This is a genomic window from Maribacter arcticus (genome assembly GCF_900167935.1).
In the GTDB taxonomy this organism is placed as follows: Bacteria; Bacteroidota; Bacteroidia; order Flavobacteriales; family Flavobacteriaceae; genus Maribacter; species Maribacter arcticus.
Genome location: NZ_FUYL01000001.1, coordinates 234,956 through 248,845 on the forward strand (window position 1 = coordinate 234,956; position 13,890 = coordinate 248,845).

At 34.8% G+C, this 13,890-nt stretch carries 14 protein-coding genes; 12 read left to right on the plus strand and 2 right to left on the minus strand.

Annotation, left to right across the window (positions count from 1 at the left end):
* Position 1: 1 nt before the first annotated feature.
* The gene (gene prmA / locus B5X55_RS01090) at positions 2–838 is read left to right on the plus strand and encodes a 50S ribosomal protein L11 methyltransferase (RefSeq protein WP_079510552.1); all 837 of its coding nucleotides are present in this window, start codon (positions 2–4) and stop codon (positions 836–838) included.
* Between the two features lie 20 nt (positions 839–858).
* Positions 859–1,134 carry an ATP-dependent Clp protease adaptor ClpS gene (locus B5X55_RS01095; RefSeq protein ID WP_079511072.1) on the plus strand — a complete coding sequence of 92 codons (276 nt, stop codon included), beginning with the start codon at positions 859–861 and terminating at the stop codon, positions 1,132–1,134.
* Between the two features lie 197 nt (positions 1,135–1,331).
* On the opposite strand, the gene B5X55_RS01100 is transcribed toward B5X55_RS01095, so the two are convergent.
* Complete coding sequence (locus B5X55_RS01100; protein WP_079511073.1) at positions 1,332–1,553, minus strand: hypothetical protein; 222 nt, start codon at positions 1,551–1,553, stop codon at positions 1,332–1,334.
* Between the two features lie 340 nt (positions 1,554–1,893).
* Here B5X55_RS01100 and kduI point away from each other — a divergent pair, with 340 nt between their 5' ends.
* The 10 genes from kduI to B5X55_RS01150 all read left to right on the plus strand — a co-directional run bounded on the left by kduI (position 1,894) and on the right by B5X55_RS01150 (position 12,589).
* Positions 1,894–2,730 (plus strand): 5-dehydro-4-deoxy-D-glucuronate isomerase, encoded by an 837-nt coding sequence (gene kduI, locus B5X55_RS01105; RefSeq protein WP_079510553.1) that lies wholly within the window; start codon positions 1,894–1,896, stop codon positions 2,728–2,730.
* A 4-nt stretch (positions 2,731–2,734) separates the two neighbouring features.
* Positions 2,735–3,520: a gluconate 5-dehydrogenase gene (locus B5X55_RS01110; RefSeq protein WP_079510555.1), complete on the plus strand. Its 786-nt coding sequence runs from the start codon at positions 2,735–2,737 to the stop codon at positions 3,518–3,520.
* Entirely contained in the window at positions 3,520–4,938 is a 1,419-nt protein-coding gene (uxaC, locus tag B5X55_RS01115; protein WP_079510556.1) for a glucuronate isomerase, read from the plus strand. The genes B5X55_RS01110 and uxaC overlap by 1 nt, the downstream gene beginning before the upstream one ends.
* 24 nt (positions 4,939–4,962) lie before the next feature.
* On the plus strand, positions 4,963–6,003 hold the full coding sequence (locus tag B5X55_RS01120) for a sugar kinase (protein ID WP_079510557.1): 1,041 nt from the start codon (positions 4,963–4,965) through the stop codon (positions 6,001–6,003).
* 79 nt (positions 6,004–6,082) lie between these two features.
* Positions 6,083–6,754: a bifunctional 4-hydroxy-2-oxoglutarate aldolase/2-dehydro-3-deoxy-phosphogluconate aldolase gene (locus tag B5X55_RS01125; RefSeq protein WP_079510558.1), complete on the plus strand. Its 672-nt coding sequence runs from the start codon at positions 6,083–6,085 to the stop codon at positions 6,752–6,754.
* Positions 6,755–6,758: 4 nt separating this feature from the next.
* On the plus strand, positions 6,759–7,736 hold the full coding sequence (locus B5X55_RS01130; protein ID WP_079510559.1) for a TRAP transporter substrate-binding protein: 978 nt from the start codon (positions 6,759–6,761) through the stop codon (positions 7,734–7,736).
* 5 nt (positions 7,737–7,741) lie between these two features.
* Positions 7,742–8,200, plus strand: a complete 459-nt coding sequence (locus tag B5X55_RS01135; RefSeq protein ID WP_234999631.1) for a TRAP transporter small permease — start codon at positions 7,742–7,744, stop codon at positions 8,198–8,200.
* Entirely contained in the window at positions 8,200–9,495 is a 1,296-nt protein-coding gene (locus B5X55_RS01140; RefSeq protein WP_079511075.1) for a TRAP transporter large permease, read from the plus strand. Before B5X55_RS01135 ends, B5X55_RS01140 begins: the two co-directional genes overlap by 1 nt.
* A gap of 24 nt (positions 9,496–9,519) precedes the next feature.
* Positions 9,520–10,956 carry a tagaturonate reductase gene (locus tag B5X55_RS01145; RefSeq protein WP_079510560.1) on the plus strand — a complete coding sequence of 479 codons (1,437 nt, stop codon included), beginning with the start codon at positions 9,520–9,522 and terminating at the stop codon, positions 10,954–10,956.
* 16 nt (positions 10,957–10,972) lie between these two features.
* Complete coding sequence (locus B5X55_RS01150) at positions 10,973–12,589, plus strand: UxaA family hydrolase (RefSeq protein ID WP_079510562.1); 1,617 nt, start codon at positions 10,973–10,975, stop codon at positions 12,587–12,589.
* Between the two features lie 16 nt (positions 12,590–12,605).
* On the opposite strand, the gene B5X55_RS01155 is transcribed toward B5X55_RS01150, so the two are convergent.
* Positions 12,606–13,634: a LacI family DNA-binding transcriptional regulator gene (locus B5X55_RS01155; RefSeq protein WP_079510563.1), complete on the minus strand. Its 1,029-nt coding sequence runs from the start codon at positions 13,632–13,634 to the stop codon at positions 12,606–12,608.
* Positions 13,635–13,890 lie beyond the last annotated feature (256 nt).

The following is a 13,890-nucleotide window of genomic DNA, read 5'->3' on the forward strand; positions in this document are numbered from 1 at the left end:
AATGAGTAATAATATTTATATTGAATACCGTTTTACGGTAGAACCTAAAGAACCAGCTTCAGATATTCTCATAGCAGAATTGGGCGAAGCTGGCTTTGAAAGTTTTGTTGAAGAAGAGGATGAAGTTTTAGCCTATATTCAAAAGGCTGATTGGTCTCTAGATATCTTAAATGATATTCAAATTCTCACGAACAAAAATTTTAAAATTAGGTATGGTTACAAAGAAATTGAACAAGAAAATTGGAATGTTACCTGGGAGCAAAATTTTCAGCCTATTATCGTAGATGATGTATGTATGATAAGGGCTCCTTTTCATGAACCAATAGGTGTTGAATATGATATTGTAATTGAGCCTAAAATGAGTTTTGGCACTGGGCATCATGAAACTACACATATGATGTTACAACATATTTTAAAGCTAAATGTAAAAGATAAAACCGTTTTAGATATGGGTAGTGGCACGGGAGTATTGGCAATTTTAACTGCGATGCGAGGTGCTACGAAAATTGATGCAATCGATATTGATAATTGGTGTTTTTTGAATGCTCAGGAGAATGTAATCCGAAATAAAATGGATTTTATTTCTGTATATGAAGGTGATGTAGCATTATTGAAAGATAAAAAGTATGATATTATTATTGCCAACATCAATAGGAATATCTTGTTGGAAGATTTGCCTGAATATGTAAAATCTTTGAATAAAAATGGAATATTATTGTTAAGCGGTTTTTATACTGAAGACTTAGATATGATAACTCAAAAATGCGTCGAATTAGAGTTAAAATTTGAAAAAAATCTTGAACGTAATAATTGGGTTGCCGCAAAATATGTAAATTAGATGGTACTAATTGGAATAGTATGAGCACAAGAGAAGAAATTTCCGAAGAACTACTTTTAGAAGAAGAGACGGTTCAGCAAAATGAAATCGTTCTTTTTAATGATGAGGTCAATACTTTCGACCATGTAATAAATACCTTAATGTCTGTATGTGAGCATTCTCCCGAACAAGCTGAGCAATGTTCCCTTATTGTACATTATAAAGGTAAGTGCACAGTTAAAACTGGCGAATTCGAAGAATTAAAGCCGCAATGTTCTAAATTATTGCAGGCTGGTCTTAGTGCTGAGTTAATTTAGTTGGTTTGCCAGCAAGGCAGTTAGTCATACTAAACGTATAAAACATAAAGATACAATCAGCGTGAGAAAGGTGTCATAACCCTGTCAATAAATAAAAGTTTATTAAAAAAATAAAAAACCCCTTCTTTTGAAGGGGTTTTTTATTTTTTTTAGGATTATTCTTAAAAAGAAATCCAATTGACTAAGATTAAAATGAATTATACCAATGGTACACCATTTAATCGTTTTTCAATCTTTTTCTTCTTTACGGTAACATCTTTCATTACATCCATTAAACTAGGATCTTTAGTTTCCTTGTATATTTCATTAATGCTCAAAATAAGAGCTTTTGCCTCTCTAGATGCTTCTACTCGGTCACTAGTAGACATATTACTCATTTTTCGACCTATAAATTCCTGAGCTTTTTCAAGTAACTCCATGTGCTTCTTTTTTTTCAAAGTTAACATAATATTCAAATTACGCAATTCTTTGTCAATTGTATATGCTTATAGGGCAATTAGATAATAGTATTTATGAACAATTTAACTAAAAAGGCCTAAAAAGGAGCTTAGTTTGATTATAAAAGATTAATAACATCATATTATGGCATTGTTAATCTCTGAATTTAATTGCTTATTGTTGTTCTACAGTTTAATTTTTTAATTTAATTGTTGAGAATTTGAATGGAGAATAATTATAGAATTTTTATTTCCACTCAATTTTCTTGGGGGTTATGTGAAAACTTATATATTTGTGTAATCGATTACATAAAATAATAATATGACAAATCACGAATTTAGATACGCCGCTCATCCTGTAGATAGTAGAGTATATGGAACAGAAGAGTTAAGAAAGGAATTTTTAATACCTAAGCTATTTGTAAAGAATAGTGTGCAATTGACCTATTCAATGTATGATAGGTATATTGTTGGTGGCGTTATGCCTGTTGACCAATCTGTGAAATTAGAAACTGTTCCATACTTGAAGTCAGATAATTTTCTTGATCGTAGGGAACTGGGTGTGGTTAATGTTGGTGGTAAAGGAAAAATAATTGTCGATGGTACAGCTTATGAATTGGCAAAAAAAGAAGCTTTATATGTTGGTCAAGGTGTAAAAGAAGTGATTTTTGAATCTGTCTCTGGAGAACAACCTTTTTTTTACTTAAACTCAGCTCCGGCCCATAAAAGTTTTCCAACTAAAAAGGTTAGTGCAAATGAAGCTGAAGTAATTCAATTGGGAGATGAAAAATATGCAAATAAGCGTGTGCTGAATAAATTAATAGTCAATAGTATTGTAGAAACCTGTCAATTGCAAATGGGATTGACCGAGTTGTTACCTGGTAACGTTTGGAACACCATGCCAGCACATACCCACAATAGAAGAATGGAAGCTTATTTTTATTTTGATGTTGAGGAAGGACAAACAGTTTGTCATTTTATGGGTGAGCCACAACATACACGCCATATATTCATGGAGAATAACCAAGCAGTGTTGTCACCTGAATGGTCAATTCATTCTGGTTCCGGTACATGTGCATATTCATTTGTTTGGGGTATGGCTGGTGAGAATTTAGATTATAGTGATATGGATGTTTGCGCTCCTAACGAATTAAGATAAGCTTATGAAATTGTTCGATTTAACAGGTAAGCGTGCATTGGTTACTGGTGGTACCCACGGTCTAGGCATGGCTATGGCTGAAGGATTGGCAAATGCGGGAGCAGAGCTAATTATTACAGGTACAACGCCTTCTAAGATGAATAAAGCGTTAGCTGTTTATAAAGAGAAAGGATTTAAGGTTTCGGGTTATATTTTTGATATAACAGACGATAAGTTAGCAGCTACCAAAATTGCTGAAGTTGTTGATGATGGAGGTGAAATTGATATACTGGTTAATAACGCAGGTATTATAAAGCGAGAACTCGCAACTACGATGCCTGTTGATGATTTTAGAAGAGTCATTGAGGTAGATTTAGTCGGTGCTTTTATTATTTCTCAATTGGTAGGAAATAGAATGATTAAAAATGGAGGCGGTAAAATCATCAATATTTGTTCTATGATGAGTGAATTAGGAAGAAATAGTGTTTCAGCCTATGCCGCTGCCAAAGGTGGGCTTAAAATGTTGACGCGTAGTTTAGCTACTGAATGGGCAAAACATAATATTCAAGTAAACGGTATTGGCCCAGGCTATTTTGCAACTTCTCAAACAGAACCTATTCGTGTAGATGGTCACCCTTTTAATGATTTTATAATTAATAGAACACCATCAGCTAGATGGGGTAATCCAGAAGATCTAGCAGGTACAGCAGTTTTTCTTGCATCAAAAGCAAGCGATTTTGTTAATGGGCATATTGTTTATGTAGATGGTGGTATATTGGCTACTATTGGGAAACCTTCAAATGAAATTTAATGAGTAATTCTATACTGACAAGCAAAACATTTATAAAAAATGACTTCCTTTTAGAGAATAAGTTTTCCCAAAGGCTATTTCATGATTATGCATCTCAAATGCCAATCATAGATTATCATTGTCATTTACCTCCTAATGAGATAGCAAATAATCGCACTTTTGAGAATCTTACAAAAATTTGGATTAAGGGTGATCATTACAAATGGAGGGCAATGCGAACTTTTGGTATTGAAGAGAAGTATATAACTGGAGATGCTTCAGATAAGGAAAAGTTTGCTCAATGGGCAAAAACAGTGCCCTATACTTTAAGAAACCCATTATATCATTGGACGCATTTAGAGTTGAAAAGATATTTTGACATTGATATTTTACTGAATTCTAATTCAGCGAACGAAATTTATGATGAAGCAACGGCCAAACTACAAACAGCAGACTTTAGTTGCCGAAATCTGATAAAAAACATGAATGTAGAGGTTGTTTGTACGACCGAGGATCCAATTGATAGTTTGGATCATCATGTTAAAATTAAGAATAGTGATTTTAGCGTGAAGGTAAGTACGGCATTTAGACCAGATAAGGCTATTATGATTTTAAGTGATACATATCTGGATTATTTAGAAAAATTATCAGAAGTAAGTAATGTTACTATTGATTCTTATAAGTCTTTATGTGATGCCCTAAATTTGAGATTAGACTATTTTGAAGGGAATGGATGTACACTATCTGACCATGGTTTAAGTTATGTTCCATTTAGAACATTTACCGATTCTGAAATTGAAATAATATTTCAAAAAAGAAGAACGAAAAAACAATTGTCGTTAGAGGAAGGTGAAAAATTTCAAACTTCCATATTACTATTTCTATGTGAGCAATACCATAAACGTGATTGGATTCAACAATTTCACTTAGGAGCTTTACGAAATAATAATGCACGAATGAATAGCATACTTGGGCCCGATACTGGTTGGGATTCTATAGGAGATTATTCTCAAGCATCAACATTATCAAGTTTTTTAAATGCGTTAGATTCTAGAGATAAACTTACCAAAACCATTTTATACAATCTCAATCCGGCTGATAATGAAGTAATGGCCACCATGATAGGTAATTATAATGATGGTAAGGTAAAGGGAAAGATGCAGTTTGGTTCTGGTTGGTGGTTTTTAGATCAGAAAGATGGTATGACCAAACAGATAAATGCACTTTCAAATATGGGTCTTATTAGTTGTTTTATAGGTATGTTAACTGATTCTAGAAGTTTCCTTTCTTATCCTAGGCATGAGTATTTTAGACGGGTTTTGTGCAACCTTTTTGGGCAGGAAATGGAGCGAGGTGAATTGCCAGAAGATTTTGAATTAGTCGGTAAAATTATTCAAGATATTTGCTACAATAATGCTAAAGAATATTTTAGATTTTAAAACAAATTACAATTTAATAGAATAATGAAAAAAGTAGTCACTTTCGGTGAAATCATGCTTCGATTATCACCTCCAGGATTTTTAAGATTTTCTCAAACCAACGAGTTTGATGTAGTGTACGGTGGTGGTGAATCAAATGTTGCCGTTTCATTGGCCAATTATGGTGTTCCTGTTGATTTTGTAACCCGATTACCTAAAAATGATATTGGGGAATGTGCCTTAATGGAAATGCGCAAGAGAGGTGTAGGAACAAGTAAAATTGTATTTGGTGGAGACCGTTTAGGTATTTACTTTTTAGAAACAGGAGCTGTAAGCCGTGGTAGTAAAGTGGTTTATGATCGTGCTCATTCTGCAATCGCCGAAATCGAATTGGGTATGATCGATTGGGATGCTGTTTTTGATGGTGTAGAGTGGTTTCATTGGACAGGTATAACGCCAGCAATTTCTCAAGGGGCCGCAGATGTATGTTTAGAGGCTGTTAAGGCAGCTGATAAAAAGGGAATTACTATTTCAACGGATTTAAATTACCGAGCGAAATTGTGGAATTATGGTGGAGATCGTGAAAAAATCATGACCGAACTTACATCGTATTGCGATGTTATATTGGGGAACGAAGAGGATGCTGAAAAGCATTTCGGAATTCATCCAGAAGGGATAGATGTACATAAAGATGGAGCTGATGTTAAAGCTGAAGCTTTTCTATCGGTTTGTAAGCAGATGATGAAAAAATTTCCAAAAGCAAAAAAAGTGATAACAACTCTTAGAGGTTCTATTTCTGCATCGCACAATACATGGGCAGGTGTACTTTGGGATGGTGAAAAAATGTACGAAACCCGTCAATATCAAATTACCGATATTGTAGATAGAGTAGGTGGCGGAGATTCTTTTATGGGAGGTTTAATATATGGTTTATTGAAGTACCCAGAAGATGATCAAAATGCTTTGGATTTTGCTGTTGCAGCGTCTTGTTTAAAACACACTATTAAAGGTGATGCCAATTTAGTTACAATATCTGAAGTAGAGAAGTTAATGGGTGGCGATGCATCAGGTAGAGTAGCGCGATAAAATAATAATTAGCAGTTGGCTGATAGTTCTTTGGGATTAATTCAAAGGATTATTTGCCAGCTACAAAGAACAAAATAGAATGGCACAATATTCGAGATTAGAAGTTGCAGCAGTGATGAAAGAAACAGGCATGGTTCCTTTATTTTATCACCCAGATATTGAACTTGGTAAAAATGTAATGAAAGCTTGTTATGATGGCGGAGCTAGATTAATGGAATTTACAGCAAGAGGAGATTTCGCTTTTGAAGTTTTTTTAGAATTAAACAAATTTTCGATTAAAGAGCTTCCGGGTATGATTATGGGTGTTGGCTCGATAACTGATGCTGCGGCAGCTAGCTTTTATATGCAGATGGGAGCTAATTTTATAGTTACTCCATCCTTACGTGAAGATATCGCCATAGCATGTAACCGTAGAAAGGTATTATGGTCACCAGGCTGTGGATCTTTGGCAGAAATAAATAGAGCAGAAGAACTAGGTTGTGAGATTATAAAATTGTTTCCAGGTTCTACCTATGGTCCAGGTTTCGTGAAGGCTATTAAAGGCCCACAACCATGGACAAGTGTAATGCCAACCGGTGGTGTAAGTACAGAAGAAAGTAACTTAAAAGGTTGGTTCGACGCAGGCGTAACTTGTGTAGGTATGGGGTCTCAACTGATAAGTAAAGATATTCTTGCCAACAAAGATTATGTAGCATTAGAGAAAAAGGTTTCAGATGCCTTAGCACTTATAAAAAAGATTAGATCAAACTAAGCTTATGAAACGCAAAAGTATTCTATCCATTTTGATTCTCGCTATAACTCTTTTGGGTTGTGGTGCAGACAATAAAACGAAAACCATACGATTAGGACATGGGTTAGACGTAAGTCACTCGGTTCACAAGGCAATGGTAAAAATGGGAGAAGATTTACAAGAGCGTTCTGGAGGCAAGCTTAACTTAGAAATATACCCCAGTCAGCAATTAGGTACCGAACGTGAATGTCTAGAACTTTTGCAGATTGGCAGTTTAGATATGACTAAAGTTTCTGTAGGGGTATTAGAAAATTTCGCACCAAAAATGAAGGTTTTAGGATTACCATTTTTGTTTCGAGATCGCCAACATTCGTTTGATGTTCTTGATGGTCCTATTGGTAAAATGTTATTGAATGATGGCGAAAAGTATTGGTTAAAAGGCCTAGGGTATTATGATGCAGGTAGTCGTAGTTTTTATACCATGAATAAACCTATAGAAAAACCTTCTGACTTAGAGGGTGAAAAAATTAGGGTGATGGAAAGCGTTACAGCGGTAAATATGGTTAAGGCTTTAGGTGGTTCACCAACGCCTATTTCATGGGGTGAATTGTATACCTCTTTGCAACAAGGTGTTGTCGATGGTGCTGAAAATAATCCGCCTAGTTTCTATTTATCTCGTCATTATGAAGTTTGTAAATACTACTCTTTAGATGAGCATACGGTATTGCCAGATGTATTATTGATAGGTACTTATGTTTGGAATAAACTTAATGAACAAGAACAAAAGTGGTTAACCGAATCTGTAAAGGAATCAGTTAAATATCAGCGCATACTTTGGGCAGAAGCAGAGGAAGAAGCTTTACGTGAAGTCCAAAAGGCGGGCGTTAAAATATTTAGACCAGATAAATCGCTTTTTGCCGAAAAAGTTCAGGGTATTTACGAAGGTTATAAAGATGATGCCGAAATATATCCGCTGATTAAACAAATTCAAGAAACTCATTAATTACTATGCGAAGCAAAATAGACGCTATTTTAAGCAAAACATTGGTTTTTATTATGTCAATAATGGTACTCAATGTTTTATGGCAAGTATTTACAAGATATGTAACTGGTGACCCTAGCTCCTTTACCGATGAATTAGCTCGATACCTTATGATTTGGATTGGTGTTTTAGGCGCTGCATATGTCTCTGGGCGCAATCTACATGTTGCTATTGATATTTTACCGAAACGGCAGAATAAGAAAACCCAAAAAAATCTGAAGATTATTGTGACTATTTTGATAATCCTTTTTGTCTTTTTTGCTTTCGTAATAGGCGGTTCTAGACTGGTATATATATCGTATGTGTTAGGACAGCAATCACCTGCCTTGCAATTGCCCTTAGCGGTAGTCTATATTATTATTCCTATAAGTGGAATATTGATTATGTATTATAAAGCATCGGACTTGAAAAATTTAAAATCATGATGGAACATATTCCAATTTTAGTACTGGTAATTAGTTTTGTCTGCCTTTTAGCGATAGGCACCCCTGTTGCGTGGAGTATTGCAATTTCTTCGTTATTAACTATGTTGGTTAGTATACCTGCTATACCTGCATTTACAACAGTGTCTCAACGTATGGCGACTGGGCTCGATAGTTTTGCACTATTAGCCATCCCTTTCTTTGTGTTGTCGGGTGAGCTTATGAATAAAGGAGGAATAGCACATCGATTGATAGCATTCGCAAAAACCTTGGTAGGGTCATTACCTGGTGGTTTAGCTTTAATAAATGTTATAGCTGCTATGTTAATGGGCGCAATTGCTGGTTCAGCTATGGCATCTGCTTCTGCCATGGGTAGTATTTTGGGGCCTGAGATGGAAAAAGAAGGATACTCAAAAGAATTTGGTGCTGCGGTAAATATTACATCGGCAACTACCGGATTGATTATACCACCGAGTAATGTATTAATTGTCTATTCATTGGCTAGTGGTGGTGCATCCATTGCAGCCTTATTTTTAGCTGGGTATATCCCGGGTATTATGACCGGATTATTCTTAATGATAGTTGCTGCATTCTGGGCAAAAAAGAAAAAATATAAGGTAGGTAAACGTAGTTCTATTAAAGAAGTAACGAAAACGTTCATCGATGCCTTACCAAGTTTATTTATGCTGGTTGTAGTAATTGGCGGTATTGTTACCGGTATTTTTACAGCTACCGAAGCATCTGCTATAGCGGTTTTATATAGCTTAATTTTAGGGTTTATTTATAAAGAAATAACGCTTCCTAAGCTTCCACAAATTTTATTGGACTCATCAGCAACTACGGCAATCGTTATGCTGTTAATTGGCTCTTCAATGTGTATGTCATGGGCTTTGTCTTATGAGAATATTCCACAAGATATTAGTACTGGTCTATTAAGCCTTAGTGATAATAAAATTGTGATTCTTCTCATTATAAATTTACTGTTATTGTTCGTTGGTATTTTTATGGATATGACACCTGCAGTTCTCATCTTTACGCCTATATTTTTACCTGTAGTAACAAAACTGGGGCTAGATCCAGTACACTTTGGAATTATAATGGTATTGAACCTTTGTATAGGTCTTTGCACACCTCCTGTTGGCTCAGTATTATTTGTTGGGGTTGGTGTGGCTAAAACCACCATAGAAAAGGTTTTTAAGCCCTTGTTACCTTTGTTTATTGCAATGATTGTTGCGTTATTCTTGGTGACTTACATTCCACAATTAAGTTTATGGCTACCTAGCTTATTTGATTTATAAAATTATTATTCTTTTAAAAGAATCATGCGGAAATTAAATAGAAAAAACACAGGAATTTCTACCAATTTACCCATCAAAATAATTCAGTTTGGAGAAGGTAATTTTTTACGTGCCTTTGTGGAATATGCATTTCAAATCTTGAATAATGAAGTAGGGTTTAATGCGGGTATTGCAGTTATTCAGCCTATTGATAAAGGTATGGTATCAATGTTAAATGATCAAGATGGATTATATACGTTGTTTTCAAAGGGTATTTTGAACGGCAAGGAGGTAGAAGAAAAAGAGCTCATCACCAATATTATAAAAGGGATTGACCCTTATATTGATTATAATGCTTATTTGAATTTGGCTAAAGAAGAAGAATTAGAATTTATAGTTTCTAATACTACCGAAGCTGGTATTTCATATGTAGCATCAGATACGTTAGAAATGACTCCACCTAGTTCTTTTCCGGCGAAATTGACGAGACTTTTATTTGAACGATTTACTCATTTTAATGGAGCAGAGGATAAAGGGTTAACTATAATTCCGTGTGAATTGATTAATCATAATTCAGACACCTTAAAACAAATTATTCTAGATTATGTTTCGTTATGGAACCTATCCGAAGATTTTGAACACTGGATATTAAATTCTTGTTCTTTTCATAATACGTTGGTGGATAGAATTGTGCCTGGTTATCCACATGACCAAATTGAGGGTTATAATAAGCAATTAGAGTATCAAGACAACCTAATTGTAAGTGCAGAAACATTCTTTTTATGGGTGATTGAAGGAGATGCTTCTTTAAAGGAAAAATTACCTTTTCATAAGACCAATTTAGATGTGAAAATTGTAGCTGATATGCAGCCGTTTCGAACTAGAAAGGTAAGAATCTTAAACGGTGCTCACACAGCAATGGTTCCATTTTCAATACTTTACGGTAATGAAACGGTTAAAGAATCTATAGAAGAAAGTTTTACAGGTCCTTTTATACGGTCATTGGTTTTTGATGAAATTATTCCAACCCTTGATATGAAAAAGGAAGAGTTGGAAATCTTTGCTGAAGCAGTTTTTGACCGATTCAGAAATCCTTTTATAAAACATCAATTGGCCAGTATTGCATTAAATTCTATATCCAAATTTAAGGTAAGGGTTTTGCCAAGTTTGCTGGAATATGTAAAGCGAACAGACAGTTTGCCAACACGAACAGTGTTTACTTTTGCTTGTTTAATACGCTTTTATAAGGGTAGTTGGGACGGAAAGCAATTACCTGTAAATGATGATAAGGAAATTGTAGCTGAAATGTCTGCGATATGGAAATCGGGTTCAATGGAGGATATTGCATCTCAAGTTTTAGGTAAAACAGCCTATTGGGATGAAGATTTGAATAAAATTGAAGGATTAACAGAAGCTATCGCAACATACTTACAAAGGATTGATGAATACGGAATCAAAGAAGCGTTCTCAAAATTAAGTTAGTTTTTAAATTAAAGCCATGCAGAAAAAGTTGATTAAAGTACAGGCTGAAGATAATGTAGCAATTGCCTTGGTAGATTTGGTGCAAGGTGATCGTGTACAATATGAAGGTGAAGATATAATCATCATATCCGATACCAAAGCAAAACATAAAATTGCATTTGTTGATTTTGATAAGGAGGATCAAATCTTTATGTATGGCGTTTTGGTAGGTAAGGCAATGTTTCCAATTAAAAAAGGTGATGTGCTAACGACCGAGAATGTAAAACACCAAAGTGATTTGGTAACAAAAAGAACTAAGTCGGTTACTTGGAGCGCCCCAGATATTTCTAAGTGGAAAGACCGTACATTTATGGGATACCATAGATCAGATGGCCAGGTAGGCACACAAAATGTGTGGTTATTTTTTCCTTTAGTTTTTTGTGAGAACCGAAATATAGAGGTGCTTAAAGAAGTTTTTGAAAAAGAACTATCTATGGGTAAAGAGCGTAAACAAAGACAATTATTACGGAATCTTATTAATGGGAAAGATGCTGATTTTAACGATGGAAAAGCCGAAACGAGCAGTGAAACTTTTGACAATGTTGACGTTAAATTCATTACACATCAAGGTGGTTGTGGCGGTATTCGCCAAGATTCACAAACCTTGGCCAAACTTTTAGCTGGGTATGTAAAAAACCCTAATGTTGCTGGTGCTACTGTTTTAAGTTTAGGATGTCAGAATTTACAAATTGACCTGTTAAGGAATGCATTGAATGACATTGATCCTAATCTAAACAAACCTGTGCTTATTTATGAGCAACAGCAGATGGGTACTGTCGATGAAATGTTGAATACCATTATAAAAGATTCTTTTGCAGGCATAAAAGCTGCGAATGCTATTGAACGTAAACCAGCTTCTATTTCTAAATTGAAAATGGGATTGGAATGTGGTGGGTCTGATGGTTTTTCTGGAATCTCTGCAAACCCGGCATTAGGGTATGCTTCAGATATTCTTGCAGCTGTTGGTGGATCTCCAATACTTTCTGAATTTCCAGAACTTTGTGGGGTAGAGCAGGAGCTCGTTAATCGATGTGTCAATGATGATGATGCTATTCGATTTATGAAATTAATGAAGGCTTATGAAGCTTCGGCCGAGGCAGCGGGTTCAGGTTTTGATATGAATCCTTCTCCAGGAAATATAAAAGATGGTTTAATCACAGATGCGATGAAATCTGCTGGTGCTGCTAAAAAAGGTGGAACATCACCAATTGAAGCAATTTTAGATTATGGTGAATACGTAACTAAGCCTGGGCTAAACTTGCTTTGTACCCCAGGTAATGATGTAGAAAGCACGACAGGTATGGTCGGGTCTGGGGCTAATATTGTAGTTTTTACAACAGGGTTAGGTACGCCAACAGGTAATCCTATTGCACCTGTTTTAAAGGTATCTTCAAATACGATTCTTGCTGAGCGTATGCCAGATATTATTGATATTGATACCGGTGCAGTAATTCGTGGTGAAAAAACGATTCAACAAATGGGTGAGGAGATTTTGGAGTATGTTGTTCAAGTAGCAAGTGGCGAAATAGAGGCAAAGGCAGATGTATTAGGTCAAGATGATTTTATTCCTTGGAAAAGAGGAGTATCCCTTTAAATATCAGTTAAAAACATTACTTCTTTTGAATTTTACTGGATGATTTTCTGATGATTAGATTAGCTGGTAAGATTACCTCCTTGTTAATTTTCACTGCGTGTTCGCTTGCCATTTGCTCTAAAAATACTTTGGCAGCCATTCTTCCCATTTCTACGGGTGATTGGTCTACAGAACTTATTGATGGTTCCATGAATTGTGTGAATGGATCATTACTGAAACCAACAACACAGAAATCATCGGGGATGTTGATAGATAAACTTTGTAAATACTTTATAGCCCCTAGAAGACCCTTGTCGGTTGATGAGAAAATTGCATCTGGTGGTAAAGGTAGTTTCATTAGTCTTTCGGCAGCTTTCATGCCTGCTTCCATGTCACTTTTTAAAGAGATTACATACTCAGGTTTAAATTCTAATCCGTTTTCTAACAAAGCACTTTTATACCCATCTAAACGATTTTGATAAAGTTCAAGATCATTGTTTACGTAAAAATGAGCTATTCGTTTACAGCCCTGGTCAATTAAATGTTTAGTGGCATCAAAACCACCTTGAAAATCATCAATCGTTACAGAACTTATATCAGGGAAATTTAGTTTTCTATCAAAGAAAATAAATGGGGTAGTTTTTTTTAGAACAGGTTCTAATTTGTCTTTCTCATCATTTGAATATGACGTCGATATCAAAATACCATCCACTTGAGCATTTAAAAGATTTTGAATTATTTTAAGCTCTCGTTCTTTATCCTCGTGTGTTTGGGAAATAATTACATGATACCCTTTTGGATATAGTTCATCTTCTATACCTCTAATAACCGAGGAGAAAAAACTTCTATTTATATAGGGTACAACAACACCAACATTATTACTTTTCCCACTCTTAAGTGCCAAAGCCAGTCTATTCTGTTTATAATTCATTCTTGAAGCTGTTTCAAGTACAAGTTCACGTGTGTTCTTACTGATTCTAGGATTATTATTTAAGGCTCTTGAAACAGTAGCTGCTGTAATTTGTAGCTCTTTAGCAATATCGTAAATGGTTGTTTTCTTGCTCATTATAAATAGAATTATAAATATACGATAAACGTAAAGAAATGGGGTTAGGATATAGATTAGGTAAAGAAACTAAAATTGATTTAAAGATAAATCTTGAGAGAGTTAGTTATTTTAAAAATGTCTATTCGTTATCAATTTGAATTGGTATTTTAAGATAATTTTTAATCGTTTTCGTAATCGAATAAAGAAGATTTCTATGAAGATATCAGATACTTTAAGGTAAAATATTATTTATAATTGTAAGTTATACTCTAAT

Coding starts and splice junctions, on each gene's coding strand:
- prmA (WP_079510552.1), top strand. CDS start 2: ATGAGTAATAATATTTATATTGAATACCGTTTTACGGTAGAACCTAAA.
- B5X55_RS01095 (WP_079511072.1), top strand. CDS start 859: ATGAGCACAAGAGAAGAAATTTCCGAAGAACTACTTTTAGAAGAAGAG.
- B5X55_RS01100 (WP_079511073.1), bottom strand. CDS start 1,553: ATGGAGTTACTTGAAAAAGCTCAGGAATTTATAGGTCGAAAAATGAGT.
- kduI (WP_079510553.1), top strand. CDS start 1,894: ATGACAAATCACGAATTTAGATACGCCGCTCATCCTGTAGATAGTAGA.
- B5X55_RS01110 (WP_079510555.1), top strand. CDS start 2,735: ATGAAATTGTTCGATTTAACAGGTAAGCGTGCATTGGTTACTGGTGGT.
- uxaC (WP_079510556.1), top strand. CDS start 3,520: ATGAGTAATTCTATACTGACAAGCAAAACATTTATAAAAAATGACTTC.
- B5X55_RS01120 (WP_079510557.1), top strand. CDS start 4,963: ATGAAAAAAGTAGTCACTTTCGGTGAAATCATGCTTCGATTATCACCT.
- B5X55_RS01125 (WP_079510558.1), top strand. CDS start 6,083: ATGGCACAATATTCGAGATTAGAAGTTGCAGCAGTGATGAAAGAAACA.
- B5X55_RS01130 (WP_079510559.1), top strand. CDS start 6,759: ATGAAACGCAAAAGTATTCTATCCATTTTGATTCTCGCTATAACTCTT.
- B5X55_RS01135 (WP_234999631.1), top strand. CDS start 7,742: ATGCGAAGCAAAATAGACGCTATTTTAAGCAAAACATTGGTTTTTATT.
- B5X55_RS01140 (WP_079511075.1), top strand. CDS start 8,200: ATGGAACATATTCCAATTTTAGTACTGGTAATTAGTTTTGTCTGCCTT.
- B5X55_RS01145 (WP_079510560.1), top strand. CDS start 9,520: ATGCGGAAATTAAATAGAAAAAACACAGGAATTTCTACCAATTTACCC.
- B5X55_RS01150 (WP_079510562.1), top strand. CDS start 10,973: ATGCAGAAAAAGTTGATTAAAGTACAGGCTGAAGATAATGTAGCAATT.
- B5X55_RS01155 (WP_079510563.1), bottom strand. CDS start 13,634: ATGAGCAAGAAAACAACCATTTACGATATTGCTAAAGAGCTACAAATT.